General features: G+C 63.2%; 20 protein-coding genes and 1 tRNA gene. 6 read left to right on the forward strand and 15 right to left on the reverse strand.

Annotation, left to right across the window (positions count from 1 at the left end):
* Positions 1-3: 3 nt before the first annotated feature.
* Genes AC58EF_RS17710 through AC58EF_RS17730 form a run of 5 tightly spaced genes read right to left on the reverse strand, consistent with a single transcriptional unit; the run spans position 4 to position 5,562 of the window.
* Positions 4-1,152 carry a GGDEF domain-containing protein gene (locus AC58EF_RS17710; protein WP_497277670.1) on the reverse strand — a complete coding sequence of 383 codons (1,149 nt, stop codon included), beginning with the start codon at positions 1,150-1,152 and terminating at the stop codon, positions 4-6.
* Positions 1,153-1,183: 31 nt separating this feature from the next.
* Positions 1,184-3,016 carry a M2 family metallopeptidase gene (locus AC58EF_RS17715; protein ID WP_497277671.1) on the reverse strand — a complete coding sequence of 611 codons (1,833 nt, stop codon included), beginning with the start codon at positions 3,014-3,016 and terminating at the stop codon, positions 1,184-1,186.
* Between the two features lie 52 nt (positions 3,017-3,068).
* Positions 3,069-3,830, reverse strand: coding sequence for an alpha/beta fold hydrolase (locus tag AC58EF_RS17720; RefSeq protein ID WP_497277672.1), 762 nt, complete (start codon positions 3,828-3,830; stop codon positions 3,069-3,071).
* Between the two features lie 58 nt (positions 3,831-3,888).
* Positions 3,889-4,527, reverse strand: a complete 639-nt coding sequence (locus AC58EF_RS17725; protein ID WP_497277673.1) for a DUF2238 domain-containing protein — start codon at positions 4,525-4,527, stop codon at positions 3,889-3,891.
* A gap of 9 nt (positions 4,528-4,536) precedes the next feature.
* The gene (locus tag AC58EF_RS17730; protein WP_497277674.1) at positions 4,537-5,562 is read right to left on the reverse strand and encodes an aspartate-semialdehyde dehydrogenase; all 1,026 of its coding nucleotides are present in this window, start codon (positions 5,560-5,562) and stop codon (positions 4,537-4,539) included.
* 162 nt (positions 5,563-5,724) lie between these two features.
* On the opposite strand from AC58EF_RS17730, the gene AC58EF_RS17735 reads away from it, so the two are divergent.
* Positions 5,725-6,435, forward strand: coding sequence for a class I SAM-dependent methyltransferase (locus AC58EF_RS17735; protein WP_497277675.1), 711 nt, complete (start codon positions 5,725-5,727; stop codon positions 6,433-6,435).
* Positions 6,436-6,443: 8 nt separating this feature from the next.
* Here AC58EF_RS17735 and AC58EF_RS17740 read toward each other — a convergent pair whose 3' ends face one another.
* The gene (locus tag AC58EF_RS17740) at positions 6,444-8,666 is read right to left on the reverse strand and encodes an alpha/beta fold hydrolase (RefSeq protein ID WP_497277676.1); all 2,223 of its coding nucleotides are present in this window, start codon (positions 8,664-8,666) and stop codon (positions 6,444-6,446) included.
* A gap of 117 nt (positions 8,667-8,783) precedes the next feature.
* Positions 8,784-8,858, reverse strand: a tRNA-Val gene (locus AC58EF_RS17745).
* 135 nt (positions 8,859-8,993) lie between these two features.
* Between AC58EF_RS17745 and AC58EF_RS17750 the strand changes: the two genes are divergently transcribed.
* On the forward strand, positions 8,994-9,122 hold the full coding sequence (locus AC58EF_RS17750) for an entericidin A/B family lipoprotein (protein ID WP_497277677.1): 129 nt from the start codon (positions 8,994-8,996) through the stop codon (positions 9,120-9,122).
* Positions 9,123-9,144: 22 nt separating this feature from the next.
* Here the strand turns inward: AC58EF_RS17750 and AC58EF_RS17755 are convergent, their stop codons facing one another.
* Positions 9,145-9,333, reverse strand: a complete 189-nt coding sequence (locus tag AC58EF_RS17755; RefSeq protein ID WP_179043542.1) for a hypothetical protein — start codon at positions 9,331-9,333, stop codon at positions 9,145-9,147.
* A 166-nt stretch (positions 9,334-9,499) separates the two neighbouring features.
* On the opposite strand from AC58EF_RS17755, the gene hslV reads away from it, so the two are divergent.
* Together hslV and hslU are read left to right on the forward strand one after the other, a co-directional pair.
* Positions 9,500-10,066 (forward strand): ATP-dependent protease subunit HslV, encoded by a 567-nt coding sequence (gene hslV, locus AC58EF_RS17760; RefSeq protein WP_497277678.1) that lies wholly within the window; start codon positions 9,500-9,502, stop codon positions 10,064-10,066.
* A 104-nt stretch (positions 10,067-10,170) separates the two neighbouring features.
* Positions 10,171-11,472, forward strand: a complete 1,302-nt coding sequence (gene hslU / locus AC58EF_RS17765; RefSeq protein WP_497277679.1) for an ATP-dependent protease ATPase subunit HslU — start codon at positions 10,171-10,173, stop codon at positions 11,470-11,472.
* Between the two features lie 70 nt (positions 11,473-11,542).
* Here the strand turns inward: hslU and AC58EF_RS17770 are convergent, their stop codons facing one another.
* Together AC58EF_RS17770 and phaR are read right to left on the reverse strand one after the other, a co-directional pair.
* On the reverse strand, positions 11,543-13,069 hold the full coding sequence (locus tag AC58EF_RS17770) for an aminoacyl--tRNA ligase-related protein (RefSeq protein WP_497277680.1): 1,527 nt from the start codon (positions 13,067-13,069) through the stop codon (positions 11,543-11,545).
* 151 nt (positions 13,070-13,220) lie between these two features.
* Positions 13,221-13,799 carry a polyhydroxyalkanoate synthesis repressor PhaR gene (phaR, locus tag AC58EF_RS17775; protein WP_497277681.1) on the reverse strand — a complete coding sequence of 193 codons (579 nt, stop codon included), beginning with the start codon at positions 13,797-13,799 and terminating at the stop codon, positions 13,221-13,223.
* A 124-nt stretch (positions 13,800-13,923) separates the two neighbouring features.
* Between phaR and AC58EF_RS17780 the strand changes: the two genes are divergently transcribed.
* Entirely contained in the window at positions 13,924-14,886 is a 963-nt protein-coding gene (locus AC58EF_RS17780; protein WP_497277682.1) for an alpha/beta hydrolase, read from the forward strand.
* A gap of 67 nt (positions 14,887-14,953) precedes the next feature.
* Positions 14,954-16,126, forward strand: a complete 1,173-nt coding sequence (locus AC58EF_RS17785) for an acetyl-CoA C-acetyltransferase (RefSeq protein WP_497277683.1) — start codon at positions 14,954-14,956, stop codon at positions 16,124-16,126.
* Positions 16,127-16,183: 57 nt separating this feature from the next.
* Here the strand turns inward: AC58EF_RS17785 and alr are convergent, their stop codons facing one another.
* From alr to AC58EF_RS17810, 5 genes are all read right to left on the reverse strand, one after another.
* Positions 16,184-17,230 (reverse strand): alanine racemase, encoded by a 1,047-nt coding sequence (gene alr, locus AC58EF_RS17790; protein ID WP_497277684.1) that lies wholly within the window; start codon positions 17,228-17,230, stop codon positions 16,184-16,186.
* Between the two features lie 25 nt (positions 17,231-17,255).
* Complete coding sequence (locus AC58EF_RS17795; RefSeq protein WP_497277685.1) at positions 17,256-18,845, reverse strand: MFS transporter; 1,590 nt, start codon at positions 18,843-18,845, stop codon at positions 17,256-17,258.
* 665 nt (positions 18,846-19,510) lie between these two features.
* Positions 19,511-19,951 (reverse strand): anthrone oxygenase family protein, encoded by a 441-nt coding sequence (locus AC58EF_RS17800; RefSeq protein ID WP_497277686.1) that lies wholly within the window; start codon positions 19,949-19,951, stop codon positions 19,511-19,513.
* A 225-nt stretch (positions 19,952-20,176) separates the two neighbouring features.
* Complete coding sequence (locus AC58EF_RS17805; protein ID WP_497277687.1) at positions 20,177-20,548, reverse strand: tRNA-binding protein; 372 nt, start codon at positions 20,546-20,548, stop codon at positions 20,177-20,179.
* Between the two features lie 166 nt (positions 20,549-20,714).
* Entirely contained in the window at positions 20,715-22,715 is a 2,001-nt protein-coding gene (locus AC58EF_RS17810; protein WP_497277688.1) for an ATP-binding protein, read from the reverse strand.
* Positions 22,716-22,735: the final 20 nt, after the last annotated feature.

Consider the following 22,735-nt stretch of genomic DNA (forward strand, 5'->3'; position numbering starts at 1 on the left):
GGGTCAGGCCGCGGATCGCGCGATTCTGACCCGGTTCTTCCCAGCCTTCTTCGCCGCATAGAGGGCGTCGTCGGCACGCGCGACCATATCCTCAAGCCGACTGTCGCTTTCCAGCAGTTCCGCGACGCCGAAGCTGGCATTGAGCCGCACGTCGGGAACGCGCGGTAACAGCAGGTGGCTGGTTTCGGCGCGCACCCGCTCCATGACCTCCGCCGCCATCGCGGCATCGCTGTCGTGCAGCAGCAGGCCAAATTCGTCGCCGCCCATGCGTCCGACAATGTCGCCCCTGCGCACCGCGAGCGTCAGCAGCCGGGCAAAGCCGTGAAGCGCCTGGTCGCCAGCGATATGGCCATGGCTGTCATTGAGCAGCTTGAACCCGTCCAGATCGCAGACCACCAGTGCAAGCGGACGAGCGTGACGGCGCGCCTGCGCCATGGCGCGTCCGGCCGCCTCATCCAGACCACGACGGTTGAGCACCTCGGTCAGGGGATCATGCCGCATCTGCCGGCGCAGTTGCTGTGCCAGATCGCCCGCGACGACCAGCACGGCCGCCACCCCCGTCCCGACATAGATTGAGGGCATGAACAGGCTGAGGATCGCGCGATACAATTCCTTGCCCTCATCAGGCCCCTGGATGAGGACAGCCGATCCCGCCAACGCCATCTGGGCAAGGGCAAAGGCGACCAGCAATGCGAAAAAGGCGAGTTCGGGCGAGGTGAAGCGCCTGTCCCTGGGCCAGAGCGACATCGCGCTGATCGCCATCAGAACGCTGACATAAGCGGGGATGATCATGCCCTGCATCGCCTGGCTGCCCAGGGGCGAAACGGCGATGCCGGTCGCCACGATAGCGACAAGCGCCGGAACCGCGAACAGCCGGACAGACGCGATATGGCCCGACCGCTGCCGGATGCCTATCGCCAGCAGCGTGGCGCTGCTCACCAGCCCGACGCCGGCAAGGATGAACAGGGGGCGGTTCTGGAGAAAATAACCACCGGCATTGGCCAGCCATTGCAGCACAGCCACGACGTAGGATGCGGTCCAGGTGAGCACATGCTTCTGGCGCCCGAAGTGCAGCCAGGCGACCGCCATGGCGATGGCCATGACGACGCTCGTACCGAACAGCAGGGAGAGGACAACGGCCGACACACTCATGTATCAGCCGTTTACCAAGATTTACTGGCCGTTACCAGCCACAGGACTTGCCTTTATTTTGCGTAATCAACCACTTTTGCAGAGGCGCGAAGTAATTGACCAGCGCCTTGCCCGACATTTCACGGCTGCCGGTGAACGCCTGCAACGCATCCGGCCATGGTTTTGACGCGCCCATTTCCAGCATGGCGTTAAGTTTCGCGCCTACTGCCTTGTTTCCATAGAAGGAGCAGCGATGCAGCGGCCCTTTCCAGCCCGCCTGCTTGCACGCCGCTTCATAGAATTGGAACTGGAGCACGCGGGCCAGGAAATAGCGCGTATAGGGCGTGTTGCCGGGAATATGATATTTGCCGCCGGCGTCGAACTTCGTTTCGTCGCGGGCAACGGGCGGGACGATGCCCTGATATTTCAGACGCAGGTCAGTCCAGCTCTTTTCATACTGGCTTTCCGGGATCGACCCGTCGAACACGCCCCAGCGCCATTTGTCGATCAGCAGGCCAAAAGGCAGGAAGGCGACCTTGTCCATCGCCTGACGCAGCAGCAGGCCCAGATCCTTGTCCGTCCCCGGCACCTTGGCCGGATCGAGCAGGTCGATCTTCACCAGATAGTCGGGCGTGATCGACAGGGCGACGAAATCGCCGATCGCTTCATGGAAGCCGTCATTGGCGCCATCGAGATAAAGCGGCTTCTGTATCTGGTAGGCGCGCTGGTAATAATTATGGCCAAGTTCATGATGGATGGTGACGAAATCATCGCCATTGACCTTCGTGCACATCTTGATGCGGATGTCGTTCTTATTGTCCAGATCCCAGGCGGAGGCGTGGCACACCACCTCGCGGTCGCGGGGCTTCACGATCTGCGAACGATCCCAGAAGCTCTGCGGCAAAGCCGTGAAACCGAGCGAACTGTAGAAGCCCTCGCCGGCCTTCACCATCTTGACGGGATCATAATTTTTGGCCTTGAGCAGATCGGTGACGTCATAGCCCAGGTCGCCCGCCCCCTGCGGCGCCACGACCTCATAGATATTGCCCCATTCCTGCGCCCACATATTGCCGAGCAGGTCGGCGCGGATCGGTCCGGTCGCGGGCTGCACCGCATCGCCATATTTCTCGTTCAATTTGGTGCGGGTGTAGCAATGCAGCTCGTCATAAAGCGGCTTCACTTCCGCCCAGATCCTGTCGGTCAGCTTGGCGAAGTCATCGGCGGGCATGTCATATTTGGATCGCCACATCGCGCCGGTGTCGGCAAAGCCCAACTCCTTGGCCCCGGCATTGGCGATGCTTACCAGCCTGGCATAATCCTGCCGCATCGGCGCGCCGACATTGTCATGCCAGCTAACCCACATTTCCTTCAGCTCTTCGGGGTTCCGGTTCTCCCCCATCTGCTCTTCGATGTCGCTGCCGTTGATCGGCTGCCCCCTGAGCGTCCCCTTGCCCTTGCCATAGGCGGACTGGAGCTTGGTCGCGAGGTCGTTCAGTTCCTCCGCTGCGCCCGGCGTCGTCGGCGCGGGCAGCGTCAGCGCGGTGCGCAGCAGCGTCAGGCGACGTCTGGTTTCTTCGCTCAGGCCCGGCGCGGTCGCGAACTTTGCCGCTTCCAGCGCATAATCGACGCGCATTTTTGTATCGATCGCGCCGAAATAGGAGGCGATCGCGTCGGTATCGTCGGTGATATAGGTCGCGTTGATCCACGCCGCCCGACCGCTGACGATCGACTGGTCGAACAGGCTCTTTTCGGCTTTGGTCAGGAAAGCCTCGGCATCGGCAGCGGTAGGCGCAGCGCCGGAATCTGTGGACGCCGCCTGCTGCGCCAGCACCGGCGAAGCAACGAGAGCGGCCGCAAGAGCGGCCAGCGAGAGTGCGATTTTCATGGGGTTCCCCTTATCGGTTATAAGGGGAAGGTGGCTTGGTCCGGCGATACAGTCAAGCGGTCAGGAAGTCGACCATGGCCTGCCCCAGCTCCTTGCGGGTCACGGCATTCATGTGATTGCCGGGAACCTCGACATAGCGGCCGTTGGGCAGCACATCGATCAGTTCCTGCGCACTGCCATTATCCCGGTCGTCCGCGCCGCAGATCACTTCGACCGGCTGTTGAATACCGGCGATCGTCGCTTCATCCGTGTCGACGAACGTGTTGAGAATATGGAGCATCGCCACCGGATCGCCCTTGGTGGTCTTGAGGAAGGCTTCGGTCATCCATTCCGAGGTGCCGCGCTCGAACGTGCCGAGATTGGTGAGGACATTCTTGTAATAGCCGCCCTTGTCGAGCGTCTTGACCAGGCCGCTGAGGCCCATGCCCGCCAGAATCACGCGCCGCGGCGTCGCGCCGCGCGCCAGCATCCGCACCGTGGTCCGCGCGCCCAGCGAATAGCCGCCCAGATCATAGTCGGTCAGGCCCATCTGTTCGACCAGCGCCAGATTATCGTCGGTCAGCGCGTCGGGCGGATAGGCCGCGACGTCATGCGGCTTGGCGCTTTCGCCATGGCCGCGCAGGTCGGGCAGGATCAGGCGGAATCCCGCCTCCACCAGCTTGGCGGCATGACCGTAGCGAATCCAGTTGGTGAAGGCGTTGGAGAAATAGCCGTGGATCAGGACCAGGTCGCGCCCCTCTCCCACGACATGCACCGCGATCGGCAGCCCGTCCCGCCCCTTGATGTCATGGCGTTCGATCTGGAGGTCGGTCATCGGGGGTATTCCTTATCGGGCGGGTCTTATCGGGCGGGGACGGCTTGCCGATATGGCGTCAGCCCTTGCGGCGCAAGAGTGCGATGACGGCGAGCACGCTGCCGACCTGGGCGATGGCCATGTCCTTCTGCGCATCCCAGACGTCACCCTGCTGGCCGTTATAATAGTCGGCCGTCTCGCCCGCCACGACGATAGTGAGCAGCCATTCGAAGATTTCGTAGAGCGCGCTGCCCAGGCCGATGGCGGCGAAGGCGAAGCTCAGGCTCCAGCGCCAGGACAGTCCGCCATGACGTCGCGCGCTCTCGGCTATCGGCAGCGTCAGCAGCGCGCCGAAAGCGAAATGGACCAGCCGGTCATAGCCGTTGCGCTTCATGCCGAAAATGCTGGAGATATCATGCCCACTGATCGCCCGCGCCCAGTCGTCATAGGGCACATAGCTATAGATCCAGCGCGCGCCCAGCGTGTGGAGCAGCAGGAGCAGCCAGATGCAGGCGACGGCGGATGTGGAGAGCGGCCAGCGCCGCAGCAACCATGGGGCCGCGACGATCAGGAGAAGCGTCGGCCCATGCTGGAGCGGCGCGAGATCGGGATAGGGCTGTGCAATGTTGGCGAGGCCGACCGCCACCAGCAGCAACGCGATCATCCGGCGCTGCGCGAGCGGAAGGGCTTTCCACATCGCGACGGCGCCGGAGATCATAGGGGCGACTTAGCCCTTTTTAAGGTGACGGCGGCCCAGCAGTTCTGCGATCTGCACCGCATTCAGCGCCGCGCCCTTGCGCAGATTGTCGCTGACGCACCAGAGCGAGAGGCCATTGTCGACGGTCGAATCCTCACGCACGCGGCTGATGAAGGTCGCATAATCGCCGACGCATTCGACCGGGGTGACGTAACCGCCGTCCTCGCGCTTGTCGACGAGCATCACGCCGGGCGCTTCGCGCAGGATATCCTGGGCTTCCTTGGCCGAAATCTCGTTCTCGAATTCGATGTTCAGCGCTTCGGAGTGGCCGACGAACACGGGCACGCGCACGCAGGTCGCCGTGACCTTGACCTTGGAATCGAGGATCTTCTTGGTTTCCGCCACCATCTTCCATTCTTCCTTGGTCGAGCCATCGTCCAGGAAGACGTCAATGTGCGGGATCACGTTGAAGGCGATCTGCTTGGTGAACTTTTTCGGTTCGGCGGGATCGCCGACGAAGATGTTGCGCGACTGTTCGAACAGCTCGTCCATGCCCGCCTTGCCCGCGCCGGACACCGACTGGTAGGTGGCCACGACGACACGCTTGATCTTCGCGGCGTCATGCAGGGGCTTCAGCGCCACGACCATCTGCGCGGTCGAGCAGTTCGGATTCGCGATGATGTTCTTCTTCACATAGCCGTCGATCGCGTCCGGGTTCACTTCGGGCACGACCAGGGGCACGTCGGGGTCCATGCGATAGAGCGACGAATTGTCGATCACCACGCAGCCGGCCGCCGCCGCCTTGGGCGCATATTCGGCCGTCGGGCCGCTGCCCGCAGCGAACAGGGCGATGTCCCAGCCGCTGAAGTCGAAATGTTCAATATTCTTGCATTTGAGGGTCTTGCCGGTGTCGCCGAAATCGACATCGGTGCCATGCGACCGGGCGGAGGCGACCGCTGCGATCTCGTCAATAGGGAACTCGCGTTCGGCGAGAATGGTCAGCATCTCGCGGCCCACATTACCGGTGGCACCAACGACGACGACCTTGTAACCCATGACTGAACTCTCCACTCATATGCAATGTTGCGGAGTGCGCGCCATAGCGATACTGCGGCGTTTGTCCAGAAAGAAGGGCTTGTTCACCCGATAGCGCGCAAATTGTCGATCCACCGCAACAACCCTCTCCCTCTTCCTCTCCTGTCACCGGATTTTATGTTGATGCAGTCAAAGCCGCTGCCGCCTTTGCCCCAGCGCTGGTTCCACAGTTTCGAATTTCCCGATGGCGAATGTGTCGACGGCATAAAGCCGCTGGAGTCGCTGCGCGAGGAAGCCGACCAGGTTTTCAGTGTGCCGATGACTGGCAGGCGGGTGCTGGATATCGGCGCCTGGGACGGCTTCTTTTCCTTCGAGGCCGAACGGCGCGGCGCGGCCCAGGTGCTGGCCACCGACCATTTCTGCTGGTCGGGCGATGGATGGGCCGACAGGAGCGGATTCGACCATGCCCATGCCCGTTTCGAGTCGAAGGTGCGCTCGCTCGACTTGGACGTCGCGGACCATCGCGTGGAGGAATTGGGGCAGTTCGATACCGTGCTGCTGCTGGGCGTGCTCTACCATGTGACGGACCCCTATCGCACGCTGGAAGCGGCGGCGGCGATGAGCCGGGACCATCTGGTCATCGAAACGGTCACGGCGCTACGGCACGAGCCGGTGCCCGCCATGCGCCTGTTCACCGAGTTGGAACTGGACCGCGATTCCACCAATTTCTGGGCGCCCAATATATTGGCCCTGCGTGAAATGTGCCGGCGCTTCGGTTATTCGCGCTTCCAGGTTCTGCCGGAATCACTGGACAATCAGGGCTGGCGCAAATGGGCCATGCCCTTCCGCAAGAAGGATCGCTATCGCCGGGCGATCTTCCACGCCTGGCGATAGCATAGGGGTCAATCGGCGGCGGGACCGCCCGCGTGTTTCGCAAGGAAATCCTCGATCGTCCGCCACAGATGCACGCTGAGGCCCGGCCCGCCTACGCGGTGGGTTTGGCCAGGATAGGCCATCATCTCGAACGGTATGGCGGCACCCTGCATCTTCGCCATCAGCGCGGTCGCATTGTCGAACACGACATTGTCGTCCGACATACCATGGACCAGCAGCAGCGGATCGCTGATCTTCACCGACTCGTCCACCGCGCCGGACGCCGGATAGGCGCTCGGATTATCCTGCGGTCGGCCGAGATAGCGTTCGGTATAATGGGTGTCGTAGAGTTGCCATTTGGTCACGGGCGCGCCCGCCACCGCGGCGGCAAAGACGCCCGGCGCCTTTTCCAGCAGCTTCAGCGACATATAGCCGCCATAGGACCAGCCATAGGTCGCAATCCGGTTCGGATCGACAAAGGGCTGGGCCTTGAGCCACTCGACGCCCTTCAACTGATCCTCGACCTCCACCGTGCCCATGGCGCGGTAGAGATGATCCTCGAACGCCTTGCCGCGATCGGGCGTGCCGCGATTGTCGATGGCGAAGACGATCCAGCCGCGATCGACCAGATATTGGTTGAGCGCGCCGCTCCATATATTCGTGACCTGCCGTCCGCCACCGGGACCGCCATAGTGGATCATGAAGACGGGGTAGCGCTTCCCGGCTTCCAGCGGCGGGGTCATGATCTTGGTATAGAGCGTCGTGCCGTCCGCCGCCTTCACCGTGCCGAAAACCGTCTTCACATGGCTGGCGACATAGGGCGCATAGGGATGGTTGCCCGTCAGCGCATTTTCCGACAGCCACTGCAACTGCTTGCCGCTGTTGTCGGCCAGATAGACCTGCTTGGGCTGGTCGCTGTTCTGGCGCGTGACAACGATCCGGTTCGCCGCATCGTCCATCACGGCATCGTTCCACCAGCCCTTCCGGGTCAGCGCCTGCGCCTGCCCCGGTTTGCCCAGCGGCGCAACATAGAGTTGCTGCTCCAGCTGCGTTTCACGATTGCCCGTGAAATAGACGAGGCTCTTGCTCTCATCAACGCCGATGACATCGCGCACTTCCCAGTCGCCGCTGGTGAGCGCGGTCCATTTTCTGCCGTTCACGCGGTAGAGATGGCCATGTCCGGTCTTCTCCGACCACCAGAGGAAGCTGCCGTCCCGAAGGGCATGGAAATTATTCGAAAGGTTGATCCAACTCTTCGCCGTCTCGGTCAACGCCACCTTCGTCTTGCCGGTCGCTGGATCGACGGCGAGCAGGTCGAGGCGCTTCTGGTCGCGGCTCTCGCGCTGGACGTAGAGGATCTTGCCATCCTTCGACCAGTCGACGCGGGCGAGGTAGATGTCCTTCTCCGCGCCGAGGTCGACCTTCACCTCGCCGGACCCGTCGGGCTTCATGATGTAGAGGTCGACGATGGCGTTGGGCGTGCCGGCGGCGGGGTAGCGCTGCTGGTAGACCTTGGTCCCCTCCCCGCCGATCGCGGTGCGGGTGACGATGCCGACCGGGCTTTCATCGACCCGCGCCACGGCGATGCGGCTGTCGTCGGGCGACCACCAATAGCCGGTGCGACGGTCCATTTCCTCCTGCGCGACAAATTCCGCCACACCCCAGGCGACCGTGTCGCTGGCGTCCTGCGTCACCTGCCGTTCTTGGCCGCCGATGGGCTGAACGAAAAGGTTGCCGCCGCGCACGAAGGACACGAAGCCCCCCTTGGGGCTGACCACGCCGTTCAGTTCTCCATCCGGCGTGTCGGTCAGCCGCGTGACCTTCCCGTCCAGACCGGCGAGATAGAGGTCGCCGTCGACGGGCACCAATATGGTCTTGCCATCGGGCGACCAGTCATAGCTGGTGATGCCGGTGCTGCCCGCAACGGAGCGGTCGCGCTCGCGCTGCATCTTTTCCGCTTCGCTGAGTTCCGCGCCGCTGCCGGTCTTCTTCGAATCGACCAGCATCCGTTCGGCGCCGGTCCGGCTGTCGATCGCCCAGAGGTCGAGCCGCTCCTTCTCATCCACGCGAGGCTTAAGCAATGTCACCAGCGACCCGTCGGGTGAAAGTTTCAGTGCGCGCGGTTGTGGACCGGCAAGATCAGGGCTGGCGAAGACGCGCTCCAGCGTCAGCTTTTCCTGGGCATGAACGGGGAAGGTGGAGATCAGCAGCAACGCGCCAAGGGCCGCGCTGCTTTTCAGATAGGGGGGCATGTATATCCTTTCCGGTCGGCGCGCGAACGCACCGCTTCATGGCGCGCAGGCTTAGCGCGTGGCGACGGAAAAGATCAATGTCGGGAAATAATCTGTCCTGCCATGACCGGAAAGCCATGGTGGGCGCGACAGGGATTGAACCTGTGACCCCACCCGTGTGAAGGGTGTGCTCTACCGCTGAGCTACGCGCCCCTGTAAGGAGGAGGCGGCCTTTGGCATCGGCAACGCGCCCTGTCAACACGTCTCCATCGATTTGATGCAAATTGCTTTCCCGCTCCCCCGATTGGCGCTTATACACGCGGGTCAAAGTTCAGGAGTATAGCCTCTATGCGTCAAACCCTTGCCCTGCTGATCGGCAGCCTGCTGCTCACGGCCCTTGCCGCCTGCAATACGGTGCAGGGTGTCGGCCGGGATATCGAATCGGTGGGTCGTGCCGGAAAGGATGCGATAGACTAAGGAGAACGCTCCCTCTTCCCTGCTATTGAAGGATGCGGCCGATGGCGGTCGCATTCTTGCGCAGCCGGACCCCGTCGCAATCCGGTTCGCCGCAATCGCACGTCTCTATGGTGTAGCGCACACCGCACATGACCAGCACGTCCTGATCGAACGAGTAATTGGAAATACCCGCGCGCTCGACCTTTTCCTGTGCTCTGGCCTTGAGAGACATATTTACTCCTTCCGGTCCGCAATCATTCGTTGTGCAATGCACAATGTCAATCGACCGAAATTTGTTCCTGCCCGATTTGTAAGAATATTGTCGCGCAAATGACACGTTCTGACGTGTACGAAAGCGTGACTTGCATGGCGCCTTACCGCGTCCCATATGCCGCGCCATGAATGACCAACGCAGCTCCACCATGCCCGTCTGGCATGGCACCACCATCATGTCCGTCCGCAAGAATGGCAAGGTTGTCGTCGCCGGCGACGGCCAGGTTTCCATGGGCCAGACGGTGATGAAGCCCAATGCCCGCAAGGTTCGCCGCCTGCATGACGGGTCGGTGATCGGCGGTTTCGCTGGCGCCACCGCCGACGCCTTCACCCTGTTCGAGCGGCTCGAAGCGAAGCTGGAACGCCATAATGGCCAGTTGATGCGCGCCGCGGTGGAACTGGCCAAGGACTGGCGCACCGACAAATATCTGCGCAATCTGGAAGCGATGATGATCGTGGCGGACAAGGATGTGACCCTGATCCTGACCGGCAATGGCGACGTGCTGGAGCCGTTGGGCGGAGTCGCCGCGATCGGTTCGGGCGGCAACTTCGCCCTCGCCGCCGCCCGCGCGCTGGTGGAATATGAAGAGGATGCCGAAACCCTCGCCCGCAAGGCGATGGGCGTCGCGGCGGACATCTGCGTCTACACCAACGATCAGCTCACCATCGAAACGCTCGAGAGCGCCAACTAAAATCCCCCTCCCGCTTGCGGGAGAGGTTAGGGGAGGGCCTGTTATGGCGCTCCTTCACATACCCTCCCCCGACCCCTCCCTGAAGGGAGGGGAGAAGGACTGACATGAACGACAATCTGACCCCCAAAGCCATCGTCGCCGCGCTCGACGCGCATATCATCGGCCAGCAGGACGCCAAGCGCGCCGTCGCCGTTGCGTTGCGCAATCGCTGGCGTCGCCAACGCCTGTCCGCCGACCTGCGCGATGAGGTGACGCCGAAGAATATTCTGATGATCGGCCCCACGGGCTGCGGCAAGACCGAGATCAGCCGCCGCCTCGCCAAGCTGGCCGATGCCCCCTTCGTCAAGGTGGAAGCCACCAAGTTCACCGAGGTCGGCTATGTCGGCCGCGACGTCGAGCAGATCGTCCGCGACCTGGTCGAGGAAGCGGTGCGGCTGGAGAAGGACCGCCGCCGGGAGGCCGTGCGCGAAGCCGCGTCGGAAGCGGCGATGGCTCGCCTGCTCGATGCGCTGACCGGCAAGGAAGCGAGCGAGGCGACCCGCCTCTCCTTCCGCCAGAAGATCGAAAACGACCAGATGAACGAGGTCGAGGTCGAAGTGGAGGTCGCCGATAGCCCCTCCATGCCGATGGAGATCCCCGGCATGGGCGGCCAGGTGGGCATGATCAACCTTTCCGACATGATGTCCAAGGCGTTCGGCCAGACCCAGAAGAAGCGCCGCAAGATGCGCGTCGCCGACGCCTGGGACAAGCTGGTCGAGGAAGAGCAGGACAAGCGCCTGGATCAGGACGACGTCGCCCGCGTCGCCATCACCAGCGCCGAGCAGAACGGTATCGTCTTCCTCGACGAGATCGACAAGATCGCCGTCAGCGACGTGCGCGGCGGTTCCGTCAGCCGCGAGGGCGTGCAGCGCGACCTGCTGCCACTGATCGAGGGGACGACCGTCTCGACCAAATATGGCCCGCTCAAGACCGACCATATCCTCTTCATCGCGTCGGGCGCCTTTCACGTCGCCAAGCCCAGCGATCTGCTGCCCGAATTGCAGGGGCGCCTGCCGATCCGCGTCGAACTGAAGGCGCTGACCGAAGAGGATTTCGTCGCGATCCTGTCCGACACCAAGGCCAGCCTGGTGGCGCAATATCGCGCGCTGTTGGCGACCGAGGAAGTGACGATCGACCTGACGCCCGAGGGCATTCGCGCGGTCGCGAAGATCGCCGCCGAGGTGAATAGCGAGATCGAGAATATCGGCGCTCGCCGCCTGCAGACGGTGATGGAAAAGCTGCTGGAGGATGTGAGCTTCGAGGCGGAGGATCGTCGCGGCGAGACGCTGGTGATCGACCAGGCCTATGTCGACAGGCAGTTGTCGGCGGTGGCCCGCGACACCGATCTCAGCAAATATGTGCTGTAACTGAAACGCCGTTGGTGCCGGGCGTGGCAGAGATGCGCATCTCTACCACAGCCGGCACCTATTAAACTTACTAATAGGCGCGCGCCACCAGCACGCGCTCGACCGCCGGCTCGCCGGTGAAGATGCACGCGCCGTCGGCGGCTGCCCCGTCCAACGGCACGTTACGCAGGGTCAGCTTTTCGCCCTTCAGCCATGCGACCACCTTCTCCAGCGCCGCGCCGGTCGGCTTGGCCCACTGCACCAGCGCCCAGCCCGGCTTCGCGCTGGCGTTGAAATAGGCCTTTAGCGCGTCAAGATCGGCGATGCTGTGGTCGATATTGCCGTGCAAACGCGCTTTCGCATCGGCGAACAGCGACGCTTGAATATCTTCCAGCATCGCGACGGCACCGGCGACGAAATCGCCCCTGGGAACGATGGCGCTGTCGAGCTTGCCGTCCTCGCGATAAAGCCGGTCGCGGCGGATGACCGAGACATTGCCGCCGGCGACATCGCGCCCGCCGACTTCGATCACGATCGGCGCGCCCTTCTTGATCCAGCCCCAACGCTTGGTCGCCGCCTTGGCAGGGCGCTTGTCGAGCAGTGCGCGCACCGGCTCGCGGAAGGCGTCCAGCCCATTCAACGTCGCGACCAGTTCGCCGCAATAATCCAGGATTGCCGCGTCCTCGTCCGTATCGCGCAGCATAGGCACGATGACGATCTGATGGGGTGCGACACGCGGTGGCACGCGCAGCCCATCGTCATCGCCATGGACCATGATGATGGCGCCGATCATCCGCGTGGTCATGCCCCAACTGGTCGTCTGCGCCAGTTCCTGAACACCTTCGGCATTTTGAAACTTGATATTCTGCGCCTTGCTGAAGGTCGTGCCCAGAAAATGCGACGTGGCCGATTGCAGGGCCTTGCCGTCCTGCATCATCGCCTCGATCGAATAGGTGCCCACCGCGCCGGGGAAGCGCTCATTCTCGGTCTTCTGACCGGCGATCACCGGCAGGCCCGCGCAATCCTCGGCAAAGCTGCGATAGACTTCGAGCATCTTCATCGTTTCTTCCATCGCCTCATCGATGGTGGCGTGCGCCGTATGCCCTTCCTGCCAGAGAAACTCGCTGGTGCGCAGGAACATGCGGGTGCGCATTTCCCAGCGGACCACATTGGCCCACTGGTTGATCAGCACCGGCAGGTCGCGCCAGCTCTGGACCCAGCGGCTGAACGCAGCGCCAATCACCGTTTCGGACGTCGGACGCACGACCAGCGGTTCTTCCAGCTTCGCCTCGGGATCGGGCACCATCCTGCCGTCCTTGTGGATCAGGCGATGATGGGTGACGACCGCCATTTCCTTGGCGAAACCGTCCACATGCTCGGCTTCCTTCTCGAAATAGGAAAGCGGGATGAACAGCGGGAAATAGCAATTTTCATGGCCGGTCTGCTTGATCCGGGCGTCGAGCAGGGTCTGGATACGTTCCCAGATGCCATAGCCCCAGGGCCGGATGACCATGCAGCCGCGCACGCCGCTTTCCTCGGCCATGTCGGCCTCCGAAATGACAGCCTGATACCAGGCGGCGAAATCCTGTTCGCGGGTAACGGAAAGGGCATGCTTCACGTGGGCGGACCTTGGCTAGTCGAAAAAGAAGAATGGCGCGCCATAGGCCAGACGCGCCATGCCTGTCGACCCCTTCGAACGCGGGATATCAGCGCTGGTCGGCCAGCGCGCCCATGCGCTCCAGCCGATCAGCCTTCGCCATGACAGATCATCAGCTCAGCTTGTCGATCTTCGCATTGAGCGCGGCGAGCTGGGCCTTGAGATCCTTGATCTCGTCATCCTTGCTGCCTTCCGACGTTGGCGCAGGAGGCGGCGGAGTCATGCCCGGCATTCCCGGCACGCTAGTGCCGAACGCGCTGGCCGCGGCTTCGAACATCTGCATGTTGCGCTTGGCGATTTCGGCCAGCGGACCTCCTCCGAAAGCTCCTTTCATCGCTTCCTGAAATTGCTGCTGATTCTTGCGGAAGGCGTCCATCGACGCTTCCAGATATTGCGGCACCATCGACTGCATCGAATCGCCGTACATGGCGATAAGCTGGCGCAGGAAGTTGACGGGCAGCATATTCTTGCCGCGCTGTTCCTCTTCCATGATGATCTGGGTCAGGACATTGTGCGTGATATCCTCGCCCGTCTTGGCGTCGACGACGACGAACTCGCGCCCCTCGCGAGTCATCTGCGACAGCAGATCGAGCGTGATGTAGCTGGAAGTTTCGGTATTATAGAGCCGCCTGTTGGCGTACTTCTTGATGACGACCGGTTCTGCTTCATTGACGGTCTTGGATTTGGTCATGGATTCCTCTCCCACACCTGCACATATCGCATTAGCACAAGATGATGCCGCACCGCAACATGGACCGCGACCTTTACCCCTTTTTCTCAATATTTTATGGCGCGAAACCGAGGGCGATCCGGAGATGCGCCGTCGCGCCTTCCTCGGCTTGCGAAAATATCAGACGGCAACACGTCCGCCGCCCGCGCCGGAGGGGCGCTGCGTGGCCAGCGCCGGACCGGCGCGATTGGTGCAGCATGGTGCGGAAAATGCGCGTTTCCCCGTCGTTTTCATCCCTTCACTGATCAATCCTCCGCAAGTGCTCAACCTGTCCGAGAGCCGGTCCTTGCTGCGCCACATGGCTGCAGCAGGCCATGACGCCTATCTTGTCGATTGGGGCGTGCCCACGGCGCAGGATGCGACGCTCGGGCTGGACGGCCATGTGATGGAGCGACTGTTGCCGATGCTCTGCGCCCTGCCCCGCCCGCCGATCCTGGTCGGCTATTGTCTGGGCGGTAGCCTTGCCCTTGGCGCGGCGGCGATGCGCTCCTTTCCCGCGCTGGCGACCATTGCGACGCCCTGGCAGTTCGATGGCTTTTCAGCAGCAGACCTCGATCTGATCGGCGGCCTGTGGCAAGGGGCGAAGGCCATGTGCGAACGCATAGGCTATGTGCCGATGGAGGTGCTGCAATCGGGTTTCTGGGCGATGGATCCCGCGCGGACGATCCGTAAATATGCCGCCTTCGCCGATGCGGCGGCCGGTTCGGATGCGGAGCGCGCCTTCCTGGCGGTGGAGGACTGGGCCAATGGCGGCGCGCCGCTGACCTTCGCAGCGGGACGCGATCTGTTTGAGACCTTCTATACCGACAATGCCAGTGGGCGGGACCGATGGACGATCGACGGTCGCACCGTCAATCCAGCCGATCTCGATTGCCCCAGCCTCTCGATCGTGTCGACCAGCGACCGCATCGTGCCCGCCGCCGCTGGCCCTCGTCTTAGCGAGGAACGCAGCCTCTCGCTCGGCCATGTCGGCATGGTCGTGGGCGGGCGGGCGCGCGAAATGCTCTGGGAGCCGCTTTCGCTCTGGCTTTCCAGCCATGGCGGTTGATGCCCGATGACCGTTGGTGCTATGTGCGCTTGCGAAAAAATATTCACCATCAACGAGGATCAAGGCATTGTCAGACATCGTCATCACCGCCGCCAAGCGCACGCCGGTCGGCAGCTTTCTGGGGGCCTTCGGTTCCACTCCTGCGCATGAACTCGGTCGGCAGGCGATCCTCGCCGCGCTTGCTCAGGCCGGCGTCGCGCCCGAGGAAGTGGATGAAGTGATTCTCGGCCAGGTTCTCGCCGCTGGTCAGGGACAGAATCCCGCACGCCAGGCTGCCGTCAACGCCGGTATCCCGGTGGAGCGCACCGCGATCGGCCTCAACCAGCTTTGCGGTTCGGGCCTGCGCGCCGTCGCTCTGGCCGCCCAGGCCATCCGCGCGGGCGACGCCAGCATCATGGTCGCCGGCGGCCAGGAAAGCATGTCGATGGCGCCGCACGCCCAACTGCTGCGGCCCGGTGCGAAGATGGGTCCGGTGACGTTGGTCGACACCATGATCCATGATGGCCTGACCGACGCCTTCAACAATTATCATATGGGCATCACCGCCGAGAATCTGGCGGAGAAATATCAGATCAGCCGTGAGGCGCAGGACGTCTTCGCCGTCGCCAGCCAGAACAAGGCGGAAGCCGCGCGCGCGGCGGGCCGCTTCGCCGACGAAATCGTGCCGGTCACGATCAAGGGGCGCAAGGGCGACACGATCGTCGACCAGGACGAATATATCCGCGCGGGCGCGACGATCGAAGCGATGCAGAGCCTGCGCGCCGCGTTCAAGAAGGACGGCACCGTCACGGCCGGCAATGCGAGCGGCATCAATGACGGCGCGGCCGCGCTGGTGCTGATGACCGCCGATGCCGCCGCCAAGCGCGGCGCGACAGTGCTGGGCCGGATCGCCGGCTTCGCCACCTGCGGCGTCGATCCGTCGATCATGGGCATCGGCCCGGCCCCGGCCAGCCGCAAGGCGCTGGAAAAGGCGGGCTGGTCCATCGCCGACCTCGACCTGATCGAAGCCAATGAAGCCTTTGCCGCGCAGGCGCTGTCGGTTGGCCAGGAACTGGGCTGGGACCCGGAGAAGGTCAACGTCAATGGCGGCGCCATCGCCATCGGCCATCCGATCGGCGCTTCGGGCGCGCGCGTCCTGACCACCCTGCTCTATGAAATGGGCAAGCGCGACGCGAAGAAGGGCCTCGCTACCCTGTGCATCGGCGGCGGCATGGGCGTTGCCATGTGCATCGAGCGCTGAGGCGGAACTGACGGACGGAAAGGGCCGCCGGTCGAAGGATCGGCGGCCCTTTTCCTGTCACGTCCAGAGCCGGTCGTAACGGGCGCCCAGCCCGGTCAGCAGCTCATATTGCGACAGGCCCGACAGGGCGGCGGCTTCGCCAAGATCATAAGAGATATCGAGCCAGTCGCCTTCTCCGACGTCCGGTTGCGCGCTGACGTCGATGGCGACGAGGTCCATCGACACCCGGCCCAATAGCGGAAGGCGCGTGCCACCGCATAGGGCGGCGCCACGGCCGGAAAAGCCGCGCAGATAGCCATCGGCATAGCCCAGGTTCAACACCGCGACTTCCAGGTCCCGGTCGGCCCGATGCGTGGCGTTATAGCCGATCGTGTCCCCTGCCGCGACGCGCCGCCGCTGTAGAATCTGCGCCTGGGGCCGGACGACCTGCCGGATATGCGGCGCGGCAATTTCGGAGGGCAGGCCGCCATAGAGGGCGAGGCCCGGTCGTGTCAGATCGAAACCATAATCCGCGCCGAGGCAGATGCCCGCGCTGTTGGCAAGGCTGTAGCGCGGGGCGGCGACCCGCGCCCGCACCTGACGGAAGCGATCCAGCTGGGTCGCATTGAGCGTCGTTTCCTCGTCGGCGGAGGCGAGATGGCTGAGCAAGGTCCCGATCTCCAGCGCCTGCGTCCATGTCGCGACATCGCCGCGCCAGTCGAGACCGAGCCGGTTCATGCCGGTGTCCACCATCACGTCGCACGCCCCGCCGCCAGCCGCCCGCCAGCGGGCGATCTGGGCCGGTGTGCAGAGCACGGGATGCGCGCGCGAACCGAGCGCTTGATGCATATCCTCTTCCCGCACACCGTGCAGGACCGACAGGCTGATCCCATCCTCCAGAAGATGCTCGATGGCCGCGGCCTCGCCCCAGTTGGATACGAAGAAGTCGCGGCATCCTGCACCCAGCAGCCGGCTCATGACTTCGGCCGCGCCCAGGCCATAGCCATTGGCCTTGATCGCCGCGCCACAGGCCGCCCCGCCGCTCATGGCCGCAAGCCAGCGCCAGTTGGAGACAAGCGCATGGCCGTCGAGGCGCAGGCGCAGCGGAGCGATATAGCCGTGCATGTGGCTGCCGATAGCGCCCCCGGCCTCAGGCGTCGAGGGGGCGATCCTTGGTTTCCGGCAGCGCGACCAGACAAGTGAGCAGCGCCAGCGCCACCACGGCCAGCGTATACCACAGGCCCGCATAGGGATCGCCCGTCCGCGCAACGATATATTGGCTGACCAACGGCAGGAAGCCGCCGAAATAGCCGGTGCCGATATGATAGGGGATGGAGAGCGAGGAATAGCGGATGCGCGCCGGGAAATATTCCGACAGCAGCGCCGCAACCGGCCCGTAGGTCGCGCCTGACAGCGTCCAGAGCAGCAGCAGCGCGCCGAACAGCATCAGGGCGCGGGGCCAGTCCGGCGTCACCGTGCCGAAATCATAGCCACGCGCGGTCAGCGCGGCGTCCAGTCCCTTTGGCGTGAGATCGTGCACGGGAACGCCGCCGATCGCCACGGCGGGCATGGCCGCTTCCGTCTTGTCATAGGGAATGCCGCGCTTGGAAAAATGATCGAGCAGCTTGCCGCAGGACGTGGCCTGCACCTTCGCGAAGGGATCGAAACGGCAATCGGGGCCGCTCACCACCACCGGCGCGCGGGCGGCGGCCGCTTTCAGGTCGGGGTTCGCCGTCGCCCCCATGAACTGATAGAGCGGTAGCGCCAGCAGCAGCACCAGCGCATAGCCGATGACGATCGGCGCTTTACGTCCCACGCGGTCGGACAGCCAGCCGAAGAAGATGAAGCTCGCCACCCCGGCGAAGGCACTGCCGCCGACCAGCAATTGCGCGATGCCCGGCGCGACATGCAGGCCGTTCTGGAGGAAATAGAGCGCCTGGAACATCACCGTATAGGCGATGACGGTGAAGCCCGCCGCGATGCCGATCATCGCGACGAACATGCGCCGGATATTGCCCGGCGCGGTAAAGGCTTCCTTGAGCGGGTTCTTCGCCTGCGCGCCCGCCGCCTTCATCGCGGTGAAGACCGGGCTTTCGCGCAGCATGAGCCGCATCCAGAGCGATATGCCCAGCAGCGCCAGCGACAGGATGAAGGGAATGCGCCAGCCCCAATCGTCCCAGACCGCCTTGCCGACGATCCATTGCGTGCCGACCACCACGATCAGCGACAGGATGAAGCCGCCGATCACCCCGGCCTGGATGAAGCTGGTGTAGAAGCCGCGTTTTCCCGCTGGCGCATGTTCCGCGACATAGATGGCCGCGCCGCCATATTCGCCGCCCAGCGCAAGCCCTTGCGCGATGCGCAGCAGAATGAGGATGATGGGCGCGGCGATGCCGATGCTGGCGGCCGATGGGGTCAGGCCCACGCCCGCCGTCGCCACGCCCATGAGGACGATGGTGGCGAGAAAGGTATATTTGCGCCCCAGCCGGTCGCCCAGATAGCCGAACAGCATCGCCCCGATCGGCCGAAAGGCGAAGCCGATGGCGAAGCCGGCGAGCGTGTAGAGCAGCTCGACGGTCGGATTGTCGGTCGGAAAGAAGGTGCGCCCGATGATCGGCGCCAGCACGCCGTAGATGTAGAAATCATACCATTCGAACACGGTCCCGAGCGCCGAGGCGGTGATGACCAGCCGGTCCCGCCGCGCGTCCATCACATAGTCGCTGCCGATCGTTTTCGTCATCCTGCCCCCGAAGTTCACACCGTCGCTGGACGGCGTAAAAAGCCCGTTCGTCCCGAAGTTCACACCGTCGCAGGGCAGTGCCGAGCGGCTGCGGCGCCGAAGTTCACACCGTCACAGGGCGTTGCCGAAACGACGGTCGCCTTGTCGCAAATGTCCCCGCGATCGTCATTGCGTCGAAGTTCACTCCCTTGTTGAAATCCTGTTTCACCCGGCCGCCATCCTGCATAACGATGCCCCTCCCCAACAGATCGCCGCCGCCCCTGCCCTGCGCCCGCAGCCCGCCACTGCTCGACTATGACGCGAAGATCGCATGTAGGACAGCCCTCATTCCGTTTTGTCGCGAACATGGGCCGTCATGGAATCGGAGCGAGCCTTGCTGCACGGTTTTGCATTGGTGCAAGTTGGGATGCAGGGGATGGGGTAGGGAGCGGACCTTGCCTAACTCCGTCATCCCGGCACACGCCGGGATGACGGAGTGGCTGTGCACAACCCTGGATGCTGACTTTCGTCAGCATGACGGGAAAGGTGGGTAGCTGCCGGACATCACTTATCTCGTCATTCCCGCGAAGGCGGGGATCCATCTCTCCAACGCCGGGCTGGACGCAAGGTCAGGAGATGGGTTCCCGCCTTCGCGGGAATGACGAGTAAGGGTGGATATGCGACCGTCAGCTTATCGACGCCAAAGCCCATGCAAAAAGTAGTGTCGATGCAAGGCCCAACAGGCTTCTGACATTATGCAGCCTACCCCAGGACAGAAGCAACCGGCGACTATCCGCGCCTGCTTGATCCGGCGCTATCGCCTTGAGCCGGTTGTTCGTCGGCATTATCGCCAAAAGCGTGAAGGGCCAGTTTGCAAGCAGTGCCACGCTTCCCGCCAGCCATAGCCATTCGCTTGACAGATACCATGCGGCGATCCCGGTAACACCGCCAGCTATCGCTAGGCCTGACTGAATTGGCAGCGCGCTGTTGTAGCTCGGTTTCCACTGCGCCAGTAACGGTGCGTCATCCAGTCGTAATCGGGCAGGGTGTTCGACGAGAGTGATGTAACCCGCCGCGCCAGTGAACAGAGCCGCACAAATCAGAGCGATGATTGAGGTCAAAATCATGAGTATCTCTTGGCCTAAGCCGGGAAGACGCAGAACCCATAAACAGCGTCTTCCCAAGCAGGTTGGGTCAACGCCGTGGCAGGGAAGAACCCGCTAGACGGGCGCAGGAGCTACCGACCTGCTACTCTATTTTCGGCATCCTATATTTTGTCTGAGGTTTGTAAAATATCAAGAGGGCGTCCGCAGATGGTCGTTAGCCGATAGTGCGATTGACTTCGCTCTGGTTCAGAACAGCCGCGATCCGTTCGGCACGGGCTTGTCCGGGGCGAAGAGGATGACGGCGCCGGTATCGTCGGCGAAGCCCAGGGTCAGCACTTCGGACAGGAACTTGCCGATCTGGCGCGGCGGGAAGTTGACCACGGCGGCGACCTGACGGCCGGGCAGATCCGCCAGCGCGTGATTCTCGGTGATCTGGGCGCTGGATTTTTTCTTGCCGATCGCGGGGCCGAAATCGATCAGCAGCTTATAGGCGGGCTTGCGCGCTTGCGGATAGGGTTCGGCCGAAACGATCGTGCCGACGCGGATGTCGACCTTCAGGAAATCGTCGAAGGAAATGGTGTCGGCGGCGGGAGCGCCGGGGTCGTGGGTCAGGTGCAATCCAAACCTCCGTTCGAGCTGAGCTTGTCGAAGCCCTGCACTTCTCTTCAAGAAAAGAACAGCCCCCTTCGACGCCGCCTGCGGCGTCGCTCAGGTTCAAACGAGGCACGTGACTCGTTTGAAGCTTCGACAGGCTCAGGGTGAACGGAAGTTGAAGATTGAATCTCTACTCCAATTCCAGGATCACCGCATCCACCGGCAGGCTCTCGCCCTGCGCGGCCGATACGCTCTTGACGGTCCCTGCCTTCCCGGCGCGCAGGATATTCTCCATCTTCATCGCCTCGATCACGGCGAGCGGCTGGCCGATCTCAACCTTGTCGCCTTCCTTGACGTTCAGCGCGACCAGCAGGCCGGGCATCGGGCAGATGAGGAAACGCGACAGGTCCGGCGGAATCTTCTCGATCATATGCGCGGCATAGGGCGCGGCATGAGCGGGCAGGATGCGCAGCCTGTGGCTGGCGCCGTGCGCCGTCAGCACGAAGCCCGAACGGACCGGAGCGATCTTCACCGCCAGCGCGTCCTCGCCGAACTCCGCCTCGATCAGGCGGTCGCCGGGCGTATATTCCAGCGCCATGTCGATCGCCTCTCCATCGACCGTGACATCGTCCCCGTCGATCACCACGTCATGGATCGAGTCCCCGATCTTGACCTGCCAGCCGGTCGGCGGCGCAAGGCGCTTGCCTAGCTGGCCGTCGATGCGACGGGCGCGGTCGGCCTGCGCCATCGCCGCGAAGGCCCCGATCGCCGACAGGCGCTGGAGCAGTTGCGGCGACGCGGGCGCGCCGGTGAAACCCTCGGGATATTCCTCGGCGATGAAGCCGGTGGTGATGTTGCCCGAACGGAAGCGCTCATGCTGCATCAGGGCGGAGACGAAATCGATATTGTGGCCCGGCCCCTCGATCTCGAACTTGTCGAGCGCTTCGATCTGCTTGTCGATCGCTTCAAGGCGCGTGGGCGCCCAGGTGATCAGCTTGGCGATCATCGGATCGTAGAAGATCGATACCTCACCGCCCTCCTCCACGCCGTCATCGACGCGGATCAGCGCGCCGCTTTCGTCCGCGCCGGTTTCGGGCGGGTTGTAGCGGATCAGGCGGCCGGTGGACGGCAGGAAGCCGCGATAGGGGTCTTCGGCATAGACGCGGTTCTCGATCGACCAGCCGTTGATCTTCACATCGGCCTGGTTGAAGCTCAGTTCCTCGCCATTGGCGACGCGGATCATCTGTTCGACCAGATCGACGCCGGTGATTTCCTCGGTGACGGGATGCTCGACCTGGAGCCGGGTGTTCATTTCGAGGAAATAGAAGCCGTCGCCGGTCTTGTCCTCGCCGCTGACGATCAGTTCGACCGTGCCGGCGCTGAAATAGCCGACCGCGCGGGCGAGCGCGACGCATTGTTCGCCCATCTTCCTGCGCATTTCGGGGCTGACGAAGGGCGACGGCGCTTCCTCGACCACCTTCTGGTGGCGGCGCTGGATCGAACATTCGCGCTCGTTGAGGTAGACGATATTGCCGTGCTGATCGCCAAGGATCTGGATTTCGATATGGCGCGGGCTTTCGATGAACTTCTCGATAAAGACGCGGTCGTCGCCGAAGCTGTTGAGGCCCTCGCGCTTGGTCGCCTCGAAGCCTTCGCGGACATCCTGCTCGCTATAGGCGAGGCGCATCCCCTTGCCGCCGCCGCCGGCCGAGGCCTTCATCATCACCGGATAGCCGATCTCGTTGGAGATGCGGACGGCATGGTCCGTGTCCTCGATCACGCCGACATAGCCGGGGACGACGTTGACGCCGGCTTCCTTGGCGAGTTTCTTGGATTCGATCTTGTCGCCCATCGCGGCGATGGCATTGGCGGGTGGGCCGACGAAGATGATGCCCTCGGCGTCCAGCGCCTTGCGGAAGCTTTCGCGCTCGGAGAGGAAGCCGTAGCCGGGGTGGACGGCATCCGCGCCGGTGGCCTTGCACGCTTCGATGATCTTGTCGGCCAGCAGATAGGACTGGGCGGCGGGCGACGGGCCGATATGCACGGCTTCATCCGCCATCAGCACATGCGGCGCGCGGGCGTCGGCATCGGAATAGACCGCGACGGTCTTGATGCCCATCTTCTTGGCCGTGCGCATGACACGGCACGCAATTTCGCCACGGTTCGCGATCAGGATCTTGGTGATTGCCATTTCAGTCCTTGCCTCAGTCC

The organism is Sphingobium sp. WR1, from assembly GCF_059693745.1.

Coding starts and splice junctions, on each gene's coding strand:
- hslV (WP_497277678.1), top strand. CDS start 9,500: ATGAATGACCAACGCAGCTCCACCATGCCCGTCTGGCATGGCACCACC.
- phaR (WP_497277681.1), bottom strand. CDS start 13,799: ATGACCAAATCCAAGACCGTCAATGAAGCAGAACCGGTCGTCATCAAG.
- AC58EF_RS17720 (WP_497277672.1), bottom strand. CDS start 3,830: ATGACCGACCTCCAGATCGAACGCCATGACATCAAGGGGCGGGACGGG.
- AC58EF_RS17800 (WP_497277686.1), bottom strand. CDS start 19,951: ATGATTTTGACCTCAATCATCGCTCTGATTTGTGCGGCTCTGTTCACT.
- AC58EF_RS17725 (WP_497277673.1), bottom strand. CDS start 4,527: ATGATCTCCGGCGCCGTCGCGATGTGGAAAGCCCTTCCGCTCGCGCAG.
- AC58EF_RS17740 (WP_497277676.1), bottom strand. CDS start 8,666: ATGCCCCCCTATCTGAAAAGCAGCGCGGCCCTTGGCGCGTTGCTGCTG.
- alr (WP_497277684.1), bottom strand. CDS start 17,230: ATGCACGGCTATATCGCTCCGCTGCGCCTGCGCCTCGACGGCCATGCG.
- hslU (WP_497277679.1), top strand. CDS start 10,171: ATGAACGACAATCTGACCCCCAAAGCCATCGTCGCCGCGCTCGACGCG.
- AC58EF_RS17795 (WP_497277685.1), bottom strand. CDS start 18,845: ATGACGAAAACGATCGGCAGCGACTATGTGATGGACGCGCGGCGGGAC.
- AC58EF_RS17810 (WP_497277688.1), bottom strand. CDS start 22,715: ATGGCAATCACCAAGATCCTGATCGCGAACCGTGGCGAAATTGCGTGC.
- AC58EF_RS17710 (WP_497277670.1), bottom strand. CDS start 1,152: ATGAGTGTGTCGGCCGTTGTCCTCTCCCTGCTGTTCGGTACGAGCGTC.
- AC58EF_RS17755 (WP_179043542.1), bottom strand. CDS start 9,333: ATGTCTCTCAAGGCCAGAGCACAGGAAAAGGTCGAGCGCGCGGGTATT.
- AC58EF_RS17730 (WP_497277674.1), bottom strand. CDS start 5,562: ATGGGTTACAAGGTCGTCGTCGTTGGTGCCACCGGTAATGTGGGCCGC.
- AC58EF_RS17715 (WP_497277671.1), bottom strand. CDS start 3,016: ATGAAAATCGCACTCTCGCTGGCCGCTCTTGCGGCCGCTCTCGTTGCT.
- AC58EF_RS17750 (WP_497277677.1), top strand. CDS start 8,994: ATGCGTCAAACCCTTGCCCTGCTGATCGGCAGCCTGCTGCTCACGGCC.
- AC58EF_RS17735 (WP_497277675.1), top strand. CDS start 5,725: ATGCAGTCAAAGCCGCTGCCGCCTTTGCCCCAGCGCTGGTTCCACAGT.
- AC58EF_RS17780 (WP_497277682.1), top strand. CDS start 13,924: ATGCGCCGTCGCGCCTTCCTCGGCTTGCGAAAATATCAGACGGCAACA.